Below are 23,156 nucleotides of genomic sequence, written 5' to 3'. Positions count from 1 at the left end.
ATGCCCATCTACGACGTATTCAATGGCGATGCAGACGGAATCTGCGCGCTTATTCAACTTCGGCTGGCAGAACCGAAAGAAAGTATTCTTGTTACCGGTGTAAAGCGGGACATCGAGCTCGCAGAACAAGTACCGGCCACGGAGCCAGCTGAGGTTACAATTCTCGATATCAGCCTCGACAAAAACCGTGGGGCGGTGGACGCGTTGCTTGCGGCCGGCTGTTCCATTTTCTACGTAGATCACCACTTTCCGGGCGACGACTTGCCAGAGGCGCCGGATTTTAAGGCGCTGATCGATACACAACCCACTACTTGCACCAGCTTGTTGGTGGATCAGCATCTTGGCGGTCAGTTCCATAACTGGGTAATTGCGGCGGCGTTTGGTGACAACCTTAATGCAGTAGGTGAGGAGTTGGCGGCCAAGGCCGGGTTGTCGGCTGAACATACCGAGGCGCTAAAAACACTCGGCGTTTGCATCAACTACAACGGCTACGGCGCCACGGTTGAGGACCTCCACTTTCACCCAGCCGATTTATACCGGGAATTCGTGAAGTTTTCGGATCCACTAGGGTTGATTACTTCGGAGCCCGTTACCTGGCAACAACTGAGGGATGGCTACGAAGCGGATATGGCCCAAGGGTTGGCCGCGCCCGTGCTCACGGAGTCAGCTTCCTCGCTGGTGGTGAAGCTACCCGATGAGGCCTGGGCGCGCCGAGTAAGCGGTGTGCTGGGTAATGAGCTTGCTAACCGGAACCCTGACAAAGCTTGTGCGATTGTTACTGAAAAGGCCGATAATACTTATCTGGTGAGTATTCGTGCGCCTTTGAACAACCGCACAGGTGCCGATGAGGTTGCACGCCAGTTTCCGACCGGTGGCGGGCGGAAGGCGGCAGCCGGGATTAATGCGCTTCCTGCCGATCAGCTGGAAGAATTTTTGAATACTATTGCCACGTTCTGGAGCTAAAGGATTGCTATGACTCTTACGCCCCCCAAGAAAACTCACCTCAAACAGCTTGAGGCAGAGTCTATCCATATCATCCGTGAAGTGGCCGCCGAGTTTGATAACCCGGTAATGCTCTATTCGATCGGCAAGGATTCGGCAGTCATGCTGCATCTGGCGATGAAGGCTTTCGCGCCGGGCAAGCCGCCGTTTCCGCTGATGCATGTGGACACTACCTGGAAGTTCCGGGAGATGATCAAATTCCGGGATGAATTGACTGAGCGGTTGGGTCTGAAGCTGATTGTGCACACCAATCAGGAAGGTGTGGCCCAGGGCATTGGCCCGTTTACCCACGGCAGTGCCAAGCATACGGATGTGATGAAAACACAGGCTTTGAAGCAGGCGCTCGATAAGTACGGCTTTGATGCCGCCTTCGGTGGTGCCCGCCGGGATGAGGAGAAGTCCCGCGCCAAGGAGCGCGTGTATTCTTTTCGCGACAAGTTCCACCGTTGGGATCCGAAGAACCAGCGCCCGGAGCTGTGGAACCTGTACAACGGCAAGGTGAACAAGGGCGAGAGCATTCGTGTGTTCCCACTCTCCAACTGGACCGAGTTGGATATCTGGCAGTACATCTACCTGGAAAACATCGACATCGTGCCGCTGTATTACGCCGCGGAACGCCCGGTAGTTGAGCGCGATGGTACGCTGATTATGGTGGATGATGATCGCATGCCGCTCGAGCCTGGAGAAAAGCCCGAAATGAAGATGGTGCGCTTTCGCACGCTTGGGTGTTATCCGTTAACCGGGGCGGTTGAGTCCGAGGCGGCGACGTTGCCAGAGATCATTCAGGAAATGCTGCTGACCAAGACGTCCGAAAGGCAGGGGCGGGTAATCGACCATGATTCCGCTGCCTCCATGGAGCAGAAAAAACGCGAAGGGTATTTCTAAGGAGTTGTTATGTCGCACGCATCTGAATTGATTGAATCCGATATCCTCGCGTACCTGGACCAGCACGAGAACAAAGACCTGCTGCGTTTTTTGACGTGTGGCAGCGTTGATGATGGCAAGTCCACCCTGATTGGTCGCCTGTTGTTCGATTCCAAGCTGATTTTTGAAGACCATCTGGCGAGCTTGCACAAAGACAGCGAGCGCCAGGGCAACGCTGGCGAAGCGTTAGACTTGGCGTTGCTGGTGGATGGTCTGGCTTCCGAGCGGGAGCAGGGCATTACGATTGATGTGGCGTACCGGTATTTCTCCACCGATAAGCGCAAGTTCATCATTGCCGACTGCCCGGGCCATGAGCAGTACACCCGCAATATGGCTACTGGTGCCTCTACCTGTGATCTTGCGGTGGTGATGATCGATGCCCGTAAAGGGGTGCTCACCCAGTCTCGCCGGCACAGCTTTATTGTCAGCCTTCTTGGCCTGAAGCATGTGGTGGTGGCGATCAACAAGATGGATCTGGTGGATTTCTCCGAGGAGGTGTTCAACAACATCCGCGAGGAATACCAGAAGTTGGCGGCCCAACTCGGCCTGGAAGATGTCTACTACGTGCCCATCTCGGCCCTGAATGGCGACAACGTGGTGAACCGCAGTGAGCAGACGCCCTGGTACCACGGCGAGACGCTAATGAGTATTCTTGAGCAGGTTGAAGTTCGTGAGGACCAGAACGTGACCGACCTGCGTTTCCCGGTGCAGTATGTGAACCGCCCGAACCTGGACTTCCGGGGCTACTGTGGCACGCTCGCCAGTGGCGTGGTGCACAAGGGCGATGAAATTGCGGTACTGCCGTCTGGCAAGACATCCCGGGTAAAAGGCATCCACAGTTACGAAGGTGAAATCGAGCGCGCCTGGCCCGGGGACGCGATTACGTTGACCCTGGAAGACGAGGTGGATATTTCCCGGGGTGATCTGCTGGTACACGCCAACAGCAAGCCTGCTTTGGGCAACCGGCTTGCCGCCCACGTTGTCTGGATGAATGAACAGGCACTGAAACCCGGCCGCGAATATGGCATCAAGATCGGCACCCGTGTGACCAACTGCTACGTTAACGAAGTGCTTGAAGAAATTGATGTGAACACCCTCGAGCGCTACCCGGAGGCGAAGAGTGGCCTTGAGCTTAATTCAATTGGCCTTTGTGATGTGGAGCTTTCCGAACCGGTGGTGGTTGAGGATTATCAGCGGCACCCTGGCACGGGTAGTTTCATCCTCATCGACAAGCTGACGAATGTGACCGTGGCAGCCGGTATGGTGGATAAGGCTCTGGATAGCTCGGGCGCCGCGACGGTGCGTGAATACTCGGAAGCTGAGCGCAATCTGAACCGGTTTATCCGGGAAAATTACCCCGAGTGGGGCTGCAAGCCGGTTTAAAAGGGAGAGATGTTTTGGCTGATAATATTGTCTGGCACGATCACAAAATCACTCGTGCCGAGCGCTCGGTTAATAAGAACCAGAAACCCTGCCTGCTGTGGTTTACCGGTCTGAGCGGTTCTGGCAAATCCACCATTGCTAATGCCCTTGACGTTGCTTTGCACAAGCGCGGTTACCACACCTTCCTGCTGGATGGCGACAACGTCCGCCACGGGCTGTGTAGCGACCTGGGCTTCTCGGATGATGACCGCGAGGAGAATATCCGCCGGGTAGGCGAGGTCTGCAAGCTGTTTGCAGACGCGGGCCTGATTGTGATGAGCGCCTTTATTTCGCCATTTACCAGCGATCGCCGCATGGTTCGTAAGCTTTTTCCAGCAGGCGAGTTCATTGAAGTGTTTATGGATACGCCCCTGGAAACCTGTGAAGAACGTGATCCCAAAGGGCTTTATCGGAAGGCCCGCTCCGGTGAAATCAAACATTTCACCGGAATTGATTCGCCCTATGAGATTCCTTCCCACCCTGAACTTCGCCTGGATACGTCAACCATGTCCGTCGAAGCGTGTGTGGATACACTTATTGCCTATCTGCTTGAGCGGAACCTGATTATCCGCAGGGACTAATTCCATGGAGTGGCAAGGCATAGTAACGCTGATAACGCTGTTTGTAGTGTTATCTTCGCTAGCACTGACTCGCGTTTCCGCCGACCTGATCCTGATGGCGGCTCTGGCATTCCTGCTGATTTCAGGCATCCTGGGTCCCGTTGAAGCTTTGGCAGGGTTCGGTAACCCCGGTGTGATCACAATCGCAACTCTCTATGTTGTTGCTGCCGGCCTCAAGGAAACGGGGGCCGTGCAGTGGATTGCCCGTCAATTGTTGGGACACCCGAAAACGGAGAAGGGAGCCCAGCTCAGAATGATTGCGCCCACGGGCATCCTGAGTGGCTTTATGAACAATACGGCCGTGGTGGCCATGTTCATTCCTGCTATTCAGGACTGGGCCCAGCGCCTGGGCGTTCCTGCCTCCAAGCTCCTGTTACCTCTTAGCTATGCGGCGATTCTGGGTGGTACCTGCACCTTAATCGGAACCAGCACCAACCTGGTGGTGGACGGTATGCTTCAGAGCCGTCTTGGTATCAATCTGGGTTTGTTTGAGTTGGCCTGGGTTGGTATTCCTCTGTTGTTGGTGGGCGGTACTTTTCTGGTTCTTTTCGCCTCGCGGATCTTGCCGGACCGTGGTGGCGTCACAGAAGAACTGGACCAGGTGCGGGAGTACGGGGTTGAGGTCGAGGTGATGGCGCCGGGGCCTTTGGTAGGTAAAACCATTGCTCAGGCCGGATTACGGGCTCTGAATTATGGCTATCTCACCGAAATTGATCGCGGTGGGCGGCTGATTACCGCCGTAGAGCCGGACCGGACCCTTCAGGGCGGTGACAGGCTGTACTTTGTCGGAGCGCCGGAATGTGCCAGTGAGCTTCGTCGCATCCAGGGATTGAAACCGGCGAATGGCAGCGTTCATAAACTGGATGTGGCAAACCACCAGCGATGTCTGGTAGAGGTGGTTCTGGGGCCAGAGTTTCCCGCGCTGAACAAGACGATTCGCGATAGCCGGTTCCGGACCCGTTTCAATGCCGTCATTTTGTCCCTGTCCCGCGAAGGCAAACGGGTGCCTGGCAAGCTCGGGGATATTACTTTCCGAATGGGTGATACCCTCCTGCTGGAGGCCAGTCACCAGTTTGTAGAGCAATACCGGTTCCGGCGGGACTTTCTACTGGTGAGCGCTCTGAATGACTCCACGCCTCCTGATTTTCACAGGGCACCGAGAGCCCTTGGAATACTTGCCTTGATGGTTCTTGTAAGTGCTTCCGGCGTGTTGCAGATCATGGAGGCGGCGTTCCTGGCCGCCGGGGCAATGATTGTCTCCGGGTGTATTACGGCAAGCCGTGCAAGACGTAGTGTGGATCTTCCTGTTCTGGTGGTTATTGCCGCATCGTTCGCGTTGGGCAACGCGATGACTGAAACTGGCGCGGCTACTTGGGTTGCCGAAAGGCTTCTAGGGTTTGGTCCACTTACTCCGTGGGTTGCACTGGCAATCGTCTATTTCCTTACAGCAGTATTTACTGAAGTAATTACGAATAATGCGGCCGCGGTTTTAATGTTTCCCATTGCTCTTGCAGTATCCGAAAAGCTAGGAGTAAGTTTTCTGCCTTTTGCTGTCGCGGTAATGTTCGCGGCATCTGCTTCTTTCATGACGCCACTTGGTTATCAGACAAACCTTATGGTTTATGGCCCCGGGCGATATCGATTTTCAGATTATATGCGGTTGGGCTTTCCGCTCAGCATTCTGGCCGGAATAGTTGTGTTGGCCTTGGTCCCTTTGGTTTGGCAATTTTGACACCGATGTGGAAAAACCTGGCAATTTAGCCGAAAGTGTTACTATTGGATGACGTTGGCGATTATCTTTTCTGGTAAAGGAACACCATGTTCGAAAAATTCCTGAATTTATCTCGAGTCCACAAACGGCTGGTGTCGGTTTTCGCCGATGTGGTGGTACTGTTTTTTGCCTTATGGGCGGCATTTTCACTGCGCCTGGAGCAGCAGTTCTGGGTGCCCGATCAGGGACAACTGATTGTTTCGGGGCTAACGGTTGTCTTTACAATCGCCGTGTTCATAAGGCTGGGTCTCTATCGGGCGGTCATTCGCTATCTGAGTGACAGGGCTTTTATTACGGTGATAACCGGGGTGGTTATTTCTGCGATCACCCTGATCTTGTTGGGATATTGGCTTGAGGTACAGGTTCCTCGCTCTGTGCCTATCATATACGGGGCGCTGGCTTTTATCTTTGTAAGCGGAACCAGAATGACGGTTCGTATGCTGGTAAATCGTCCCCGGCATCGCAACAAACAGTTCGTGGCGATTGTTGGTGCTGGCGAGACTGGCCTGCAACTTGCGAACGCGCTGGATCAAGGCACCGAATATCATCCTGCAGCTTTTATCACGTTGCTGAAAGCAAACCACCGGGCCTTGATCAATGGAATCCCGGTGTACGATATCAGTCATATTGAGCGCGTGGTGAAAGAGCATCGTGTCAAGCGATTGCTTTTAGCTTTGGATGCCGACTCGGGTATTGACCGGAAGCGCTTGCTGAAAAAGCTGGAGCCCCTCGCTATTCCGGTGCAGACCGTTCCGACGATGTCCGAACTGGTGGCAGGCCAGGCACGCATCAATGATATCCGGGATCTGGAGATTGAGGATTTGTTGGGTCGGGACCCCGTGCAGCCAGACAATGCACAGGTCGCCGCTAACCTGTATGAGAGAGTGGTAATGGTAACCGGCGCCGGAGGCTCAATAGGTTCGGAGCTCTGTCGTCAGATCATTTTGCATCGTCCTTCCAAATTGGTGCTTTTTGAACAGTCCGAGTTTTCACTCTATGCAATCGAGCGTGAGCTTCAGGCGATCAATCAAATTGAGGCACTTGGCGTAGAAATCCACCCGTTGCTGGGCAGTGTTACCCATCGTCGTCGCTGCGAAACTGCAATGCGGAGTTTTGGCATAGAGACGGTATATCACGCTGCGGCGTACAAGCACGTGCCGCTGGTTGAGCAGAATGTTATCGAAGGTGTTCAGAATAATGTGTTCGGCACCTTCCATGTGGCGGAAGCGGCTATTGCGGCTGGGGTGAAGCGCTTTGTGCTGATCTCTACCGATAAGGCGGTGCGCCCCACCAATGTGATGGGCGCCAGCAAACGTCTTGCCGAGCTTGTCCTGCAAGGGCTGGCTCAGAGGCAATCTGACACCATCTTTTCCATGGTGCGGTTTGGCAACGTGCTTGGCTCTTCCGGCTCTGTTGTTCCGCTGTTCCGGGACCAGATTCGCGATGGCGGGCCCGTTACCGTGACGCACCCGGATATTATCCGCTACTTCATGACTATTCCCGAGGCCAGCCAGCTTGTCCTTCAGGCTGGCAGCATGGGGCAGGGCGGCGAAGTGTTTGTTTTGGATATGGGCGAGCCCGTAAAAATTGCCGACCTGGCTCGCAAGATGATTCACCTGATGGGGTTGATGGAGAAAACAGACGATCGGCCGGATGGGGATATCGAAATTGTATTCTCCGGCCTGCGGCCTGGTGAAAAGCTGTATGAGGAGTTGTTGATTGGCGACAACCCGCAGGGTACGGCTCACCCACGAATCATGATGGCCAGGGAAGTCTCGATGCCTTGGGGTGAGGTGGAGCAAACGCTAAACCGTTTGATGCGGGCAAGCCATGACTTCGACTGTCAGGAGATCATTCAGATCCTTAAAACGGCACCGACGGGGTTTGCCCCCAATGGGGATGTGGCGGATCTGGTGTGGTGTAACGGTAATCAGGAGCGGGTTGGTGAAGCAAGGAGTGCGGATAAGGTCCGGCGGTTGCCCTTGGCTTAGTATATGACTCTTGGAAAATGATTCGATGACGGGGGCTTGATTGCCCCCGTTTTCTTTTTTGAACAGGGAATGTGGACGATGATTGATGTTTGTACCACCGTGCCGTTCGCGTAAGCGGCTATCTCAATTCTGCCTAAGCTGCGATAATGCTGTTTTTAAAAGGTAATACAGCAGCTGGAAGGCAGATATGAGTAATGAGACGGTATTGGTGACGGGGGCAGACGGCTTCATCGGCTCCCACCTTACGGAACTGCTTGTTCGCGAGGGCTACAAGGTGAAGGCCCTATCTCAATACAACTCTTTCAATTATTGGGGTTGGCTCGAGAATACCGATTGCCTGGATTCTATTGAGGTATTAAATGGCGATGTGCGGGATCCTCATTACTGTAAGCACATCACCAAGGGTGTGGACACGATCTACCATTTGGCTGCTCTGATCGCGATTCCTTATTCCTATGTAGCGCCAGACAGCTATGTTGATACCAACGTTAAAGGCACGCTGAACATTTGCCAGGCGGCACTGGAAAATGGCGTGAAGCGCGTAATCCATACCTCCACCAGCGAGGTTTATGGCACAGCCCAGTATGTGCCGATTGACGAGAAACACCCGGTTCAGCCTCAATCACCGTACAGTGCTTCCAAGATTGCCGCCGATGCCATGGCAATGAGTTTTTACAATGCTTTTGATTTGTCTCTCACCATTGCCCGTCCCTTCAACACCTATGGTCCGCGACAGTCGGCCCGTGCTGTTATCCCCACGATCATTACGCAGATTGCCTCTGGTATGAAATCGATCAAACTGGGGGATGTGTCTCCCACCCGGGATTTTAATTATGTTGAGGACACCTGCCGCGGATTCCTGGCCTTGGCCCAAGCGGAGCAGGCTATTGGCGAGACGGTCAACATTGCCTCTAACTATGAAATCTCTGTGGGTGATACGCTGAACCTGATAGGCGAGATTATGGGTGGAGATGTTGAGTTCCTGACGGATGAGCAGCGCCTTCGGCCAGGAAAATCTGAGGTTTTCCGCCTGTGGGGGGACAACGCCAAACTGGTCGAGTTGACTGGCTTCAAACCTGAGCATTCTATTGAAGCCGGGCTGCGGAAAACGGTGAGCTGGTTTCTGGATCAGGATAACCTGAAGCACTACAAGGCGGGTATCTACAATGTCTGAACCTATTACCGTTTCTTTGAACTCTATTGGTAAGGCGAGCTTTGGATGATGTCGAAAAAGGTCGCGGTGTTTACCGGCACCAGGGCGGAGTATGGTCTGTTGCACCCGCTCATGTTAAAGCTCAAGGATTCTCCGGACTTTGAGCTTCAGCTCATCGTGAGCGGCATGCACCTTTCGCCCCGGTTTGGAGAGACCTGGCGCACTATCGAAGAGGATGGCTTTTCAATTGATGCCAAAGTGGAAATGCTACTGGCATCCGATACGCCTTGTGGCGTCGCGAAATCCATGGGTGTTGGAACTCTTGGTTTCGCCGACGCACTTGATCGGCTTCGACCGGATTTTTTGGTGATTCTGGGTGATCGTTACGAGGCCCTTGCGGTAGCCCAGGTCGCAGCTGTCATGCGAATTCCCATTGCCCATTTGCATGGTGGTGAAGTAACAGAAGGCGCTTACGATGATTCAATCCGGCATGCGATCACCAAACTGTCCCATTTGCACTTCGTCGCCTCTGAGGAATACCGGCGGCGCGTGATTCAGCTCGGGGAGCAACCGGACTTTGTTTGGAACGTTGGCGCGCTTGGGCTCGAGAACATTCGTAATGTACCTGGGATCTCGCTGGAAACTATCAATCAGCAATTGGGTTTGAATCTTTCCCAGCCATTTTTTCTGGTTACCTACCATCCCGTTACCGCTGCTGATGAGGATCCTGAGGAAACTTTCGGAAATCTTCTGGAAGCGATCTCGAAGTTTTCAGAGCATCAAGTTTTGTTCACCTACCCTAATTCAGATAACGGTGGCGATAAGCTTATCGGGATGATTGAGAGGTATGTCGCTAACCATTCAGGCAAGGCCTGGGCAGTGCCTTCGCTCGGTTTGGCCCGTTATCTGAGCGCAGTGGAAGACAGCGTTGCAGTTATAGGTAACTCCTCAAGCGGTATTATTGAGGTGCCTTCCCTCAAAACACCCGCCGTGAATGTTGGAGTTCGGCAAAAAGGCAGGCTTTCTGCGGATTCTGTCCTTCAGGTGGGGACGAGCGTTGATGACATAACATCGGGCATCGAGTGGGCGGTAACGGCCGAAGCCGAGGACTTGGCTCGGTCAGCCGCAAACCCTTACGGAGATGGCGATACCAGTCGCAGGATTATGGAAGTGCTGATGCAAACGACCCGACCAGGCGCCAAGGTGTTTTACGATCTTGCCGATTGCCGAAAAGGGGGGGATTAATGGTCAGGGTTATTGCAGAGGCGGGTGTGAACCACAATGGTGACCGCGAGATGGCTTTCGATCTCGTGAGAGTTGCCGCAGAGGCTGGTGCAGATGCGGTGAAATTCCAGACGTTTAATGCCGATCGGTTGGCGGCCATGAGCGCACCCAAGGCGAGTTACCAGCGCCAGACCACGGATGCCCTTGAATCCCAGTTGGAGATGCTTAAACGATTGGAGTTGCCGGAGTCCTGGCATGGGGAGCTCCAGAGCTATGCGGATTCGCTGGGTATCGTGTTTATTTCGACAGCCTTCGATACACAGAGTCTGGGCTTTTTGCAGTCCCTGGATCTGCCCTTTTACAAAGTTCCGTCGGGGGAGATTACCAATGGTCCTTTGCTGCTCGAATTCGCCAGAACGGGTAAGGAGCTGATCATCTCGACCGGGATGTCTACGCTGGCGGAGATTGAACAGGCTTTGGCTGTCGTCGCGTTCGGTTATTGCCGAGATCAAGCCCCGAATTCGCTGGAGGAGGTCTGGCGGTTTTGGAGTACCGCCGATGCGCGCAATGCAATAGAGCAAAAGGTGACTTTATTACACTGCACTTCGCAGTATCCCACGCCAATGCGCGAGGTGAACCTGAAGGCGATGGATACACTGGTGGGCGCGTTCGGTTTGCCAGTTGGCTACTCGGATCACACGCAGGGCATTGCTGTGCCCGTTGCAGCCGTGGCGCGGGGAGCTGTTGTTATCGAAAAGCATTTCACTCTCGACCGCAATTTGCCTGGCCCGGATCACAGGGCCTCTCTCGAGCCTGACGAACTTGCAACAATGATTCGCCAGATCCGTGATCTAGAGGAGGCCATGGGTAATGGAGGTAAACGTCCTCAACCGAGTGAGTGGGACACTAGGCAGGCTGCCAGGCAACAGATTCTTTTTTCTCGACCAGTTAAAAAGGGGGAGGTGATTACCCAAGAGGCTTTGACGACGGCCCGTTGCGGACGGGGCATCTCTCCAATGGGTATTTGGGATCTGATTGGTTCAACTGCAGCCCGGGATTATGAAGCGGGCGAGGTGCCAGAGTGATCAGTAAATCGGGAGATCTGCGCGGAAAAACCTGCGTTTTGATGGGCGCAGGCGGCCACGCGAAGGTTGTTACTGATCTTGCTCTTGCCCTCGGTGCAAACATTGAGGGTGTATGCGATCCCTTTCTGGCGAGGGACGGCAAGGAAGAATGGCAAGGCCTCAAGGTGTTGGGCGACGATGATTTTTTGCTCTCTGTGTCACCGGAAGATGTCTTATTGCTGAACGGTGTTGGCCAGATGCCGGGTAGCACCACCCGCTCAGATCTCTTCGAACGTTTTTCAGAGGCCGGCTTTTTATTTGTGTCGTTGGTCCATCCGTCGGCTTGGGTTTCTCCAACTGCTACGCTGAACGATGGCGTGCAAATTATGGCAGGCGCTATCGTGCAGGCCGGGGCTTTTGTGGGCTCTAACACAATTATTAATACTTTGAGTTCTGTGGACCATGATTCCCGAATTGGAGCCTCAGTACACATTGCTCCGGGGGTGACGGTATGCGGGGATGCAATCATTGGTGACGACACGTTCGTTGGCGCCGGGGCTACGATCATCCAGGGGATTAATGTTCGTGCAAACAGTTTCGTTAAGGCCGGATCACTGGTTTGCAAAGATATGGTGTAGTAGTCCATGGGTTTGATAATTGATCAGGCAATTCCGGAGTCATAAATGGAAGCCCAACGTTCATTGAAGAAGTGGCAGAACATTCTGGTAAGCCCTGACATGCCTTTGGAAATGGCGATTGAGGTGTTGGATCGTGGTGGCCTTCGAATCGCATTGGTGGTTGACGCCGAGAAACACCTTCTGGGAACGCTAACGGACGGCGACATACGCCGGGCGCTGCTCAAGCATCTGCCCCTCAACTGTGAGGTGCGCGATGTCATGTGTAAAACGCCGCACACGGCGGGCAGTGCATGGAGCAAAGAGCGAATCTTGACCGTCATGGAGGATCTAGAGCTATTGCAGATCCCAGTGGTGGATAGTGAATCGAAGATCGTTGGGCTTGAAACCCTCCATGGTCTTATGGAGCGTCGCACGGTCGATAATCCTGTCTTTTTGATGGCCGGCGGCTTCGGCACGCGGCTGCGTCCCCTCACGAATGAGTGCCCGAAACCTCTCCTTAAAGTGGGCGATAAGCCTATCCTGGAATTGATTCTGGAGAGTTTGGTGGCCTCAGGCTTTTATCGCTTTTTCATTTCCACGCACTATCTGCCTGAAATGATTCGCGAGCACTTTGGTGATGGCTCTCAGTGGGGCGTATCCATCCAATACGTTCATGAGGAAGATCCTTTGGGCACCGGGGGAGCTCTGGGTTTGCTGCCTGCTGAGGAAATTGATTTGCCAGTCCTCATGATGAACGGGGACCTGCTGACGACTGTGAACTACCGTGAGCTACTCGATTTTCATAACAGCCATGAAAGTATTGCGACTATGTGTGTGCGTCAGTACGAACATCAGATTCCTTATGGTGTTGTGCAAACTGATGGCACCTATATACAGAGTATGGATGAAAAACCGGTTCAGAAATGTTTCATTAACGCTGGTATATACGTTGTCGCACCGGAACTGGTGGCGTCTGTAGAAAAAGGAAAACGAATTGATATGCCAACGTTACTCGAAAACAATATGGCAAAAGGGAAGAAGGTTTCGATGTTCCCTGTTCACGAGTACTGGCTGGATATTGGGAAAATGGATGACTTTAAGCGTGCACAGCGTGAAGTTGGTCTCCTGGAATGAAAATTGCAGTAATTCCTGCCCGGGGAGGCAGTAAACGTTTGCCGGGGAAGAATATAAAGGAGCTCGCCGGTAAGCCGCTTATTCAATGGACTATAGATGCGGCCGTTGATAGCGGCATTTTTGACCATGTATTTGTGAGCACGGATAGTGAGGAAATTGCTGAGACTGCAAGACGATGTGGCGCAGAGGTCCCGTTTTTGCGTTCGCCGGAGTTGGCGACGGACACAGCAACTACTGCAGATGCGCTTCGTGATTTCATTGACAAATACGAGCGGCTGAAAGGTCAATCGGTCCAGTTTGTCTGCCTTCTCCAGCCTACGTCCCCGTTACGCACTGCTGAAGATATCCTGAAAGCAGACAGATTATTGGTGGCTGATGGGGTGGATGCCGTTGTGTCTGTTTGCGAGATGGAACACCCATTTCAGCTATGTGGCAAATTGGGGCCTTCCGGTAGTCTCCAAGGATTTGTGAAGTCCGAAAATAATGTGCGTTCACAGGATCAGGACGTTTATTATCGGCTAAATGGTGCCATCTTTTATTGCAGTAGAGAACTGGCAATGAGCCTTGAAAAGCTCTACGACAGCGATGTTAATTCTCGAGCTTGCATAATGAGCGGCTGGCATTCAGTGGATATTGATACGGAGATGGATTTCCTGATTGCAGAGGCTTTGATGTGTTATTAGTGCCCTAAGGATTTGGTGGTGGAGTAATGAGTGCCTTTGCTCTTTTATCCAACAGGGTTGGGTAAGCATGATCTTGATTACATTCTACAATTTCAGCTCGGAGGCGTGTGGCTCAGGCCTCTAATACGCTCCTTAGTCAGGAAGGGGAGCGACAAAGTCGGCGGCCTCCAACATGTATGCTGTCTCTATGATCTGGGAAGCTTATTTTGATGTATCAACCAAAGAGCAAGAAACTGCAGCCTTGGTGTAGTATTGATAAAGAAGTAACCGGGAGAAAATTTCTAAAACGCGAGAAGAATTCTAAAAAGACTATAACAAATTATCGCCCTCTCGCGTTTCATAGTAAGATGAAGGCGTGAGTATTTTTTAATTGGTTGTTTCATGGAAAGATCGTTGAAATGCCTGTTAGATACGTTCCGTAAATGGACTAAATTGCTCGATTATGGAAAAGATCAAAACCCTCTGCGTATTTGGCACCCGCCCTGAAGCCATCAAAATGGCTCCGCTTGTACTTAGATTAGCTTCTGACGCCCGCTTTGATGCGGGCGTTTGTGTAACCGGCCAACACCGGGAGATGCTAGACCAGGTGCTGGAACTCTTTGGCATTTGTCCGGATTTTGATTTGAATATCATGAAGCCCGGGCAGGACCTTACCGATGTGCTGACGGGTATTCTGGTAGGTATGCGAGACGTTCTCTCCAGGGCGCGTCCGGACATTGTGCTGGTTCACGGTGACACGGCCACTACTTTCGCGGCTTCACTTGCTGCCTATTATCAACAGATTCCGGTAGCACATGTGGAGGCGGGATTGCGCACGGGCAACCTCTATTCGCCATGGCCGGAGGAGGCGAACCGTAAGCTGACAGGCGTTCTCACACGCCTCCATTTCGCGCCCACGCCTAAATCGGCTGAAAACCTCGCACGGGAAGGTGTTCCACCATCCCATATAGAGGTTACCGGAAACACGGTCATCGATGCGCTCCTGACAGTGGTTGCGCGCGTGGATGCTGATCACCAGTTGCGTTCGGGGTTTGAAGAGCGCTTCGATTTTCTGGACAGCAATAAGAAGCTTATTCTGGTTACTGGCCATCGACGAGAAAGCTTCGGCGGAGGGTTCGAGCGAATTTGCCAGGCACTTGCGAGAGTGGCGAAACGGTACCCGGACTGCCAGATCCTGTATCCGGTTCATTTGAATCCTAATGTTCAGGAGCCTGTGCGGCGGTTGCTTGGGGGCATTGATAACATTCGGCTGATAGAGCCCCTGGACTATTTACCGTTTGTTTATTTAATGAATAGGTCTCACATAATTCTGACCGATTCAGGCGGTATACAGGAAGAGGCGCCCTCTCTTGGCAAGCCGGTTCTGGTGATGCGTGAAACCACAGAGCGCCCTGAGGCGGTAGATGCCGGCACGGTTCGCCTGGTGGGGACTGATGTCGATTTGATCGTAAGTGAGGTTGAGCGCCTGCTAACTGACGAGGCGGCGTACAAGGAAATGGCGTTTGCCCATAACCCGTACGGGGATGGCAAAGCCTGTGATCGCATTGTTGAAGTCCTGTCACACAGGGAATGGTAGAGAGGTTAAGGATATGGCTGTTGGTACGATTTGCGTTGTAGGGCTTGGGTATATAGGCCTGCCTACGGCGGCCGTGTTTGCGTCCCGAAAGTTCAAGGTTTTTGGTCTGGATGTGAACAAGGAGGTGGTGGACTCAATAAACCGGGGCGAGGTTCACATTGTTGAGCCCGACCTTGACATGGTCGTCAATGCGGCAGTAATGCAGGGATACCTGCGAGCTACTTCTGAGGCGGAGCCGGCGGACGCGTTTCTCATTGCAGTGCCGACGCCCTTCAAGGGCGATCGTCACGACCCGGATCTCACTTATGTCGAAGCCGCGAGCAGAAAGATTGCGCCAGCTCTCAAAAAAGGGGACTTGGTCATTCTGGAGTCGACGTCCCCTGTTGGCACCACTGAACAGGTTGCCGCCTGGCTTGCAGAGGAAAGGCCAGACCTTACGTTCCCCCAACAAGTCGGTGAGAGTTCCGACATTCGCGTGGCCCATTGCCCTGAGCGTGTCTTGCCTGGCCAGATTTTGCGTGAGCTGGTGCAGAATGATCGGGTGATTGGTGGCATGACAACCCGGTGTGCCGCAGCAGCTGCCGATCTTTATAAAGTGTTTCTTAAAGGCGAGTGCGTGCTCACCACTGCGCGCACCGCTGAGTTGTGCAAGCTCACTGAAAACAGCTTCCGCGATGTCAATATTGCTTTCGCAAATGAGCTATCCGTGATCTGTGGTGCGTTGGACATTAACGTGTGGGAACTGATTCGGCTGGCCAATCGACATCCCCGGGTCAATATTCTGCAGCCCGGTCCGGGTGTTGGCGGGCACTGCATCGCAGTGGATCCCTGGTTTATCGTCAGTAGCGCGCCTGAAGAGAGCCGCCTGATTACGACAGCCCGTCACGTAAATGATGACAAGCCGCGATGGGTGATCGACCAGGTCAAAGCTTCGGTTGCTGATTATCTGCGTGACAATCCGGACAAGAGCATCCGTGATGTAACCGTGGCTTGTTACGGCCTGGCTTTTAAAGCCGATATTGATGATCTGCGTGAAAGCCCGGCCTTGAACATTGCCCGGGCTTTGCTCGCTGAGCATGGCGGCCCTGTTCAATTGGTGGAGCCAAATATACGGAGGCTTCCTGATTGGCTGGCCAGTGAAAAGCTGGTCACCGTCGATCACGCCCTGAAAGAGGCGGATATACACGTTCTCTTGGTTGATCACGCGGAGTTCAAACGGGTGAGGCCGCAACGGGGCATTATTGTGGATACCAGAGGTACCTGGTAAATCCGTTACCGGCTTGGAAGCCAAACCCGACAAGGATGTCAGAATGATCAATATTTCCCATCACGGCGCCACCTCCGGCGTAACCGGCTCGTGCCATGAACTGTCCCTGGCTCAGGGATCTCAAAAAAGCGGCATTCTCATCGACTGCGGCCTGTTCCAGGGCCAGGACGAAGGCCGCGGCGCTTCCGCCTCCGATCTCTCCATTGATTTTCCCATCGAACACATCCGGGCTTTAGTGGTCACCCATGTGCATATCGACCATGTGGGGCGCATTCCCTATTTGCTGGCGGCGGGGTTCGACGGCCCCATCATTTGTTCCGAACCCTCGGCGATTATGCTGCCGGAGATTCTGGAAGATGCCCTGAAGATCGGGTTTACCCGTGACCGGCAATTGATTGAGCGGGTTCTGGGGCTGATTCGTTCCCGCCTGGTGCCGGTGCCTTATGGCCAGTGGTATTCGGTGTTTGCTGAGAATGATTGCTCGCTGTCTGTTCGGCTTCAGAGAGCTGGGCATATTCTGGGTTCGGCCTATGTTGAGTGCGATGCTCGAGTGGGGGATGCCGCAGAGCGGATTGTGTTCAGTGGAGATCTCGGCGCGCCTCAAGCGCCATTGTTACCAGCCCCGCAATCGCCGGAACGGGCGGATCGGCTGGTGATTGAGAGTACTTATGGGGATAAGGATCACGAGGGCCGGGAAACGCGCCGTTACCGGTTGAAGGGAGTATTGGAGCATGCCCTTGAAGATGGTGGGACGGTTTTGGTGCCTGCGTTCAGTATTGGCCGGACGCAGGAGCTGCTTTTTGAGATTGAAAGTCTGATTCATGAGTTTGGCGGAGAGCTTTGGAATAATCTGGAAATAGTGGTGGATTCACCGTTGGCCGCAGAGTTCACCCGGATATATCGGGATTTGAAACCCTATTGGGATGCCGAGGCCACTGAGTTGGTTAAGCAAGGGCGGCACCCGTTGTCGTTTGAACAACTGACGGTGATTGGTTCCCATGAAGAACATCTGAATGCTGTGGATTATTTGGCGCGGTCTCATCGCCCCTGTGTGGTTTTGGCCGGCTCCGGGATGTGTGCCGGCGGCCGCATCGTCAATTATCTCAAAGCAATGTTGGGCGATAAGCGAAATGATGTGTTGTTTGTGGGATATCAGGCCGCGGGCACTCCCGGGCGTGATATCTTGAACTATGGCCCTAAAGGGGGCTGGGTTCAGTTTGATGGAAACCGATACGATATTCGGGCCCGGATTCATCAGGTAAGTGGGTATTCCGCTCATGCGGGGCAATCGGATTTACTTCGATTTATTCAGGGTATTTCCCAAGCCCCGCAAGAAATTCGTATTGTTCACGGGGACGAAGACGCTAAACAGGCATTTAAAAAAGAGCTGGATAGACTTTTATCCTCCGAGGTTTTGATTCCACTTGGCAGTTGAACCAATTTAAGAGTTCTCGGAATTAATAACTCTTAAATAAATAAACTTTGCGGTACCCGATTGATTGATTTATTATTTTCGGGACTTTTAGTCGACTCCATTTAAGTTTTTTAAAACCCCTATTTGAATAAGGTTTTAACTCCATGGCAAAGATTAACGACTATTACCAGAAAAAACAGCTTATGGAAAAGCTTGCTGCAGAGCTGGAACAGCTTGAAAAAGACCAGGCTCTGAAAGGTGAACTGGAGTTTGAAAACAAGGTTCGCGCCTTGATGAAGGAGTATGACAAGTCACCGAAGGATGTACTTCAGATTCTTTCTGCAATCGATCCTTCCGTGTCAGGCGGCAAATCTGATTCAACTTCTGGCAGCCGCCCGAAGCGCCCGATGAAGACTTACAAGAACCCGCACACCGGTGAAGTGGTCAAAACCCGCGGTGGCAACCACAAGACGCTGAATGAATGGCGTCAGAAGCATGGTAAGGAAGCTGTGCAGAGCTGGCAGCAGGACTGATGTCAGTTGGCCCTTCTCCTTGCATGGAGAGGGGCTATTAACCCACTACTACCCGGTTTCGACCACCTTCCTTTGCCGCGTACAACGCCTCGTCTGCCTTCTGCATCCACTGCATATAGTTCTCAGGCTCGTCCGTTAACTGAGCAATGCCGATGCTGATGGTATAGCGTATGGGTGCCGCGCTGGTTTCCACCACGCTCTGTTCAATGCTTTCCCGTATCCGCTCGCAGATGATTCTTGCGCCCTCGGCATCGGTTTCCGGCAGGATGATGCCGAATTCCTCACCGCCGTAGCGGCCGGCGCTGTCGGACTGGCGGATGGCATTGCGTGTGATCCTGGCGGTGTGTTTGATTACTTCGTCCCCGGCCAGGTGGCCGTGGGTATCGTTCACTGGCTTGAAATGGTCGATATCAAACATCACCAGGCTGGTGGTGTGGCCATAGCGGCGGAAGCGTTCGAACTCCGCGTCCACCAGGTTTTCCCAGGTGCCCCGGTTGAGCAGGCCTGTGAGGCGATCTGTCATGCTCAGTTTGGCCAGCTGCTCGTTGGCCCTTTCCAGGGCCATTTTGCTGCTGGCGATGTCGGTAACGTCGTACACCATCAGGCAAACCTTCTCGACTTCCCCGTTGGTGCCGGAGAGCGGGCTGATGGTGAGGTTCTGGAACATGTACTCTTCCGTGCCGGTGATCGGCCGGGTATTGCGGAACTGGAACAAGTAAGGGCGCTGCTCCCATGAGGTGAACGCTTTGGTGTTGAGCAAGGCGACGGCGTCCACCTTACGGGTCAACCAGGCCTTTGGAATATCCGGGAATACGTCGAACAACACCTGGCCCTGGATCTTGCTCGCTGTGATGCCGCTGTGGTTCTCCATGAAGCCGTTCCAGACTTCCACCCGGAAATCCAGGTCGAGCACCACAAGGCCCACCTCCACGGATTCCAGCATGTCCATCAGCCAGTGAAAGGAGTTGGCTTCAGATTCTTCTATGGCCATGAGTCAGTCCACCAGATATTGCAGGCGATCTTCGAGAAAAGGCACTGAATCCTCGGTAAGCAGGATCAGCATGTCGCATTCGATGTCCCGGTCTTCCAGGGCGTAGCAGATTTCGATGCACAGCAACTGTTCTTCACGGGCGCTGTGGTGTTCGAGCAATTCGGTGATCTGCCGATGCTGGCCAAGCACGGTGGGGTGGCCAAGGCCGAGTTTCAGGTCCAGCTGGTCGCCGATGCCCTTGAGGAAGGCGCCGAAGAGTATGCTGGACATGTCCATCAGCACCTCCACGTTGACCGCCTCGCCTTCGAGGGTGTCGTAGTGAAGCATCTCTGCCATTTCCCGGAAGCTGGCATCTGCAAACAGCAGAAGAGCCTCTCCGGCGATGCCGGCCCCGGTGAATCCCTGGCACACCGCAGAATAGGTGTCGCTGTCGCTGACCGAGGAAATGGCCATGTGCAGTTCGGAGTTGGCCAGGAACGCGACCTTGGGTATCGGTTGTTTCACGAAAACCCGTAGCAGGCGGGCCAGCAGATCTGAGGACCGACCCATGGCGACGTTGGAGATTTCCTGCAGGTAGTCGTTCAGAGAAACGGAGATTTCCGGAGTGGCGCCGCCTGTGTTCTTGAGGCTAGTGTCCTGCAGCGCTGTGTCTTCGAGTTCTCCGGGGCGGTACACCCCGTATTCCACCAACAGGTCGAGCACGATGCACGTTTCGGTGGGCTTCTTGATGAAGTCGAGAGCGCCGAGTTTTTTGACCCGTTCCCGGGCTTCAGGCTGAATATCGCCGGAAACCACGATGGTCATCACCGGCAGATCTTCCTTGCGAACCTGTTCCAGCACCTGGTAGCCGTCCATCTCCGGCATGTTCAGATCCAGGAACATCAGCTCGGCCTCGTGTCTCCGCAGCTTCTCCAGTGCTTCTACACCGTCTTTCGCGAAACTGACGTCCCCGCGCAATTCTTCTGGCAGGGCTCGGGCCATTTGCTTTCTGGCCAGGGCAGAGTCGTCGCAGATCAGAATGCGGGTGGTCATTGATGGGGCCGTAGGGGGTTGCTCATAAGGTGCGAAAGTATACCAGTAGTCTTTGTTATGTACACGTTTGCTACAGCATGCGTAACAATCGGTAAGGTGTTGTAAGTATTTTAAGGCAAAGGTTTTGTGACTGTATTCAAAGTTGGTTGAGTATTACTGAATTGTAAATGGTGATTGTGACTCTGCTCACTCTATTGGCCGATCTGCCTTGGTTATAGTGTGTTTGCGGCAAAAAAAAATAATGTAAATCCCTGCCGCCTGTGAGCACCGGAAAACCAAAAATAAACCGGGCTGCAGAGGAGTCGGGCGTCGGAAACTGACTCTAAATAACTAATTCAGAGACGCAAAATATGAGACAGCGAGCGTATGGATACGCTGCCGTCACCTTGTTCTGCCTGGGTATTGCGCCCGTTGCCCAGGCTGAGCTGAAGCCCATTTCAGAGGAAACAATGGGTGAGGTGACCGGGCAGGCTTTTATGCAGATCGAGAACATTCCTGGGGATACCCATTCGTTCACGCGTATGACGCTGACCATGGATGTGGAAACCCGGATGAACGTGGATGACGTGCAAGCCGGCGACATTGATGGCGGCGTGGACTTCGCTGCCCAGCATGTGGCGCTCGGGCATATTGCCCGTAATGACGGTGAGCAGTTTAACGGCCGCACCTACAGTGCCGGAGACACCGTTCATTTCGAGGCGTTCAAGCCTTATATCGAGCTTGCGGAAGATCCCGCAGAGGGCAAGCTCTCTGGTTTTCGTATGGGTTTCGGGCAGGCGAGAGGGTCGGTTTCCTCGCTTACCAGCAGTTTCAGTGGCGATATTGGCCTGAAACTGGTGGATGGCTCCGGGCAGGAATTCGACGCGACCCTGTTTGATGGGAACACTCAGGCCACCCAATACCGGGCCAGTCATATAGGCATTGACGATGGAACCGCGGACTGTGCCTCTGGCACTAACTGTGCACCATTAACTCACCTGCAGTCGCTGTATGTTGGAGAAGAGGGCGTCGATGGGGTAACTGATTTCACCAGCGACTTCTTCATTGGTTTCCAGCGCGAAGGGGTGGACTGGCAGAGCCCGGATGGCGCCACCGTGATCAATGCTGGAAAGGGCGTGTTTATTAATCTGCCCACAAGCATGAAAGTGGATATGAGCCAATTGATCACCCAGGGTGTGGACCGGCTGCAGACCCATCGGGACGATATGGGTACCCGATTGTTTTAAATGCTAAACTCCTGCCAGTGCAAATTCATTCGGCAGGAGCCTAATCCCTTGATCCGCTCGTTTTACTGGCACGATTACGAAACTTTCGGGGTAGACCCGGTTCACGACAGGCCTTCCCAGTTTGCCGGCGTGCGAACGGATGCGGATCTCAATATCATCGAAGACCCGCTGGTGATTTACTGTAAGCCAGCGGACGACTACCTGCCATCGCCGGAAGCCTGCCTCATTACCGGCATTACGCCCCAGAAAGCACTGGAAGACGGCTTTCCAGAAGCCGAGTTTATCGCGCAGATCAACGAGGCATTCAGCCAGCCAGGCACCTGTGTGGTGGGCTACAACAGCCTGCGCTTTGATGATGAAGTGACCCGCCACACCCTCTACCGCAACCTTCGGGATCCCTATGCCCGCGAGTGGCAGAATGGCAATTCCCGCTGGGACATTATTGATATGGTGCGCCTCACCTACGCCCTCCGGCCCGAAGGCATCAACTGGCCCCGCAAAGAGGATGGAAGCCCCAGTTTCAAACTGGAGGAGCTAACGGTTGCCAACGGAATCGCACACGAGGCGGCCCACGATGCCATGTCGGATGTGGAGGCAACCATTGCAGTGGCCAAACTGATCAAGGAGAAGCAGCCAAAGCTCTTTGATTTTGTTTTGCAGAACAAGGACAAACACTCGGCTCGGGCCATGCTGGATACCGCCACCATGAAGCCGGTTTTCCATATATCCGCCAAGTACCCCGCCAGCCGGGGATGCTGCGCCATGGTGGCTCCGGTGGCCGAGCATCCCACCAATAAGAACCTGGTGATTGTTTACGACTTGAGGGAAGACCCCACCGAGTTGATCAATGCCAGCGCTGCTCAGATTCGTGAGCGGGTGTTTACTTCCCAGGCAGAATTGGGGGAGGGCGTGAGCCGCTTTCCACTGAAAGGGGTGCAGCTGAACAAATGCCCGGTGCTGGCGCCGGCGAACATGCTTTCCACCCTTTCGCCGGAGCGCCTCGAAGAATTGGCACTTGATGGGGATACCCTGCGGGCCAATCTTGCCATGCTGCGCAAGGCGCCGGATCTGCCAGCCAGGATTGCCGAGGCCTTCGACCAGCCCCACGAAAGCGATCTGACAGACCCGGATGAGCAGCTCTATGCAGGTGGCTTCATCAGCAAAGCTGATCGAGAGAAGCTGAACTGGGTGTTGGAGCAGCCGGTCGAGACGCTTGGCGAGCTGGATGTGACGTTCGAAGACAATCGCCTGCAGGAGCTGCTGTTTCGCTATCGGGCTCGGAACTATCCGGGCAGCCTGATGGGTGAGGAGTTGGAGCGATGGGAGGAGTTCCGTAGCCAGAGATTGATGCACCCGAAGAAAGGGTGGCGGTCTCTAGAGGCGTACGCCCAGGAATTACAGCGCCTGGCGGCGGACTCTGAATTGACGCCGCAACGGCGACATATTCTGGAAGATTTGCATTTGTATGGGGAGTCTTTGATTCCGTATATTTGAGCACTGGCATGCGGTGGC

20 protein-coding genes are annotated in these 23,156 nt (G+C 53.7%); 18 read left to right on the top strand and 2 right to left on the bottom strand.

Annotated elements, in window-relative coordinates; all coding sequences use genetic code 11:
* The 16 genes from NUW46_RS13330 to NUW46_RS13255 all read left to right on the top strand — a co-directional run bounded on the left by NUW46_RS13330 (position 1) and on the right by NUW46_RS13255 (position 18,395).
* Entirely contained in the window at positions 1 to 963 is a 963-nt protein-coding gene (locus NUW46_RS13330; protein ID WP_418140320.1) for a DHH family phosphoesterase, read from the top strand.
* Between the two features lie 9 nt (positions 964 to 972).
* Positions 973 to 1,887, top strand: coding sequence for a sulfate adenylyltransferase subunit CysD (gene cysD, locus NUW46_RS13325; protein WP_418140319.1), 915 nt, complete (start codon positions 973 to 975; stop codon positions 1,885 to 1,887).
* Between the two features lie 9 nt (positions 1,888 to 1,896).
* Positions 1,897 to 3,309 carry a sulfate adenylyltransferase subunit CysN gene (gene cysN, locus NUW46_RS13320; protein WP_418140318.1) on the top strand — a complete coding sequence of 471 codons (1,413 nt, stop codon included), beginning with the start codon at positions 1,897 to 1,899 and terminating at the stop codon, positions 3,307 to 3,309.
* Positions 3,310 to 3,323: 14 nt separating this feature from the next.
* Positions 3,324 to 3,929, top strand: coding sequence for an adenylyl-sulfate kinase (cysC, locus tag NUW46_RS13315; protein WP_418140317.1), 606 nt, complete (start codon positions 3,324 to 3,326; stop codon positions 3,927 to 3,929).
* Positions 3,930 to 3,933: 4 nt separating this feature from the next.
* The gene (locus NUW46_RS13310; protein WP_418140316.1) at positions 3,934 to 5,700 is read left to right on the top strand and encodes an SLC13 family permease; all 1,767 of its coding nucleotides are present in this window, start codon (positions 3,934 to 3,936) and stop codon (positions 5,698 to 5,700) included.
* Between the two features lie 86 nt (positions 5,701 to 5,786).
* The gene (locus NUW46_RS13305; protein ID WP_418140315.1) at positions 5,787 to 7,730 is read left to right on the top strand and encodes a polysaccharide biosynthesis protein; all 1,944 of its coding nucleotides are present in this window, start codon (positions 5,787 to 5,789) and stop codon (positions 7,728 to 7,730) included.
* Positions 7,731 to 7,917: 187 nt separating this feature from the next.
* Entirely contained in the window at positions 7,918 to 8,904 is a 987-nt protein-coding gene (locus tag NUW46_RS13300) for an NAD-dependent 4,6-dehydratase LegB (protein WP_418140314.1), read from the top strand.
* 45 nt (positions 8,905 to 8,949) lie between these two features.
* On the top strand, positions 8,950 to 10,128 hold the full coding sequence (neuC, locus tag NUW46_RS13295; RefSeq protein ID WP_418140313.1) for a UDP-N-acetylglucosamine 2-epimerase: 1,179 nt from the start codon (positions 8,950 to 8,952) through the stop codon (positions 10,126 to 10,128).
* The gene (gene neuB / locus NUW46_RS13290) at positions 10,128 to 11,192 is read left to right on the top strand and encodes an N-acetylneuraminate synthase (RefSeq protein WP_418140312.1); all 1,065 of its coding nucleotides are present in this window, start codon (positions 10,128 to 10,130) and stop codon (positions 11,190 to 11,192) included. The genes neuC and neuB overlap by 1 nt, the downstream gene beginning before the upstream one ends.
* A complete protein-coding gene (locus NUW46_RS13285) occupies positions 11,189 to 11,809 on the top strand; it encodes an acetyltransferase (RefSeq protein ID WP_418140311.1) in 621 nt (206 codons plus the stop codon). Before neuB ends, NUW46_RS13285 begins: the two co-directional genes overlap by 4 nt.
* A 45-nt stretch (positions 11,810 to 11,854) precedes the next feature.
* Positions 11,855 to 12,922, top strand: coding sequence for a nucleotidyltransferase family protein (locus NUW46_RS13280; RefSeq protein ID WP_418140310.1), 1,068 nt, complete (start codon positions 11,855 to 11,857; stop codon positions 12,920 to 12,922).
* Positions 12,919 to 13,605 carry an acylneuraminate cytidylyltransferase family protein gene (locus NUW46_RS13275; protein ID WP_418140309.1) on the top strand — a complete coding sequence of 229 codons (687 nt, stop codon included), beginning with the start codon at positions 12,919 to 12,921 and terminating at the stop codon, positions 13,603 to 13,605. The genes NUW46_RS13280 and NUW46_RS13275 overlap by 4 nt, the downstream gene beginning before the upstream one ends.
* Before the next feature lie 442 nt (positions 13,606 to 14,047).
* Entirely contained in the window at positions 14,048 to 15,181 is a 1,134-nt protein-coding gene (gene wecB / locus NUW46_RS13270; protein WP_418140308.1) for a non-hydrolyzing UDP-N-acetylglucosamine 2-epimerase, read from the top strand.
* A 13-nt stretch (positions 15,182 to 15,194) separates the two neighbouring features.
* Positions 15,195 to 16,448, top strand: coding sequence for a UDP-N-acetyl-D-mannosamine dehydrogenase (gene wecC, locus NUW46_RS13265; protein WP_418140307.1), 1,254 nt, complete (start codon positions 15,195 to 15,197; stop codon positions 16,446 to 16,448).
* 43 nt (positions 16,449 to 16,491) lie between these two features.
* Entirely contained in the window at positions 16,492 to 17,883 is a 1,392-nt protein-coding gene (locus NUW46_RS13260; RefSeq protein ID WP_418140306.1) for an MBL fold metallo-hydrolase RNA specificity domain-containing protein, read from the top strand.
* A 143-nt stretch (positions 17,884 to 18,026) separates the two neighbouring features.
* Positions 18,027 to 18,395: a histone-like nucleoid-structuring protein, MvaT/MvaU family gene (locus NUW46_RS13255; RefSeq protein WP_069183136.1), complete on the top strand. Its 369-nt coding sequence runs from the start codon at positions 18,027 to 18,029 to the stop codon at positions 18,393 to 18,395.
* A gap of 37 nt (positions 18,396 to 18,432) precedes the next feature.
* Here the strand turns inward: NUW46_RS13255 and NUW46_RS13250 are convergent, their stop codons facing one another.
* Positions 18,433 to 19,386: a diguanylate cyclase gene (locus tag NUW46_RS13250; protein WP_418140305.1), complete on the bottom strand. Its 954-nt coding sequence runs from the start codon at positions 19,384 to 19,386 to the stop codon at positions 18,433 to 18,435.
* A 3-nt stretch (positions 19,387 to 19,389) separates the two neighbouring features.
* Positions 19,390 to 20,418, bottom strand: coding sequence for a response regulator (locus tag NUW46_RS13245; protein ID WP_418140304.1), 1,029 nt, complete (start codon positions 20,416 to 20,418; stop codon positions 19,390 to 19,392).
* A gap of 350 nt (positions 20,419 to 20,768) precedes the next feature.
* On the opposite strand from NUW46_RS13245, the gene NUW46_RS13240 reads away from it, so the two are divergent.
* Positions 20,769 to 21,644, top strand: a complete 876-nt coding sequence (locus NUW46_RS13240) for a hypothetical protein (protein WP_418140303.1) — start codon at positions 20,769 to 20,771, stop codon at positions 21,642 to 21,644.
* Between the two features lie 48 nt (positions 21,645 to 21,692).
* Positions 21,693 to 23,138, top strand: coding sequence for an exodeoxyribonuclease I (gene sbcB / locus NUW46_RS13235; protein ID WP_418140302.1), 1,446 nt, complete (start codon positions 21,693 to 21,695; stop codon positions 23,136 to 23,138).
* The last annotated feature ends 18 nt before the right edge of the window (positions 23,139 to 23,156 follow it).

This window comes from Marinobacter sp. MA, from assembly GCF_048298425.1.
GTDB lineage: Bacteria > Pseudomonadota > Gammaproteobacteria > Pseudomonadales > Oleiphilaceae > Marinobacter > Marinobacter salsuginis.
This window is presented reverse-complemented; position numbering and strand designations above follow the sequence as displayed.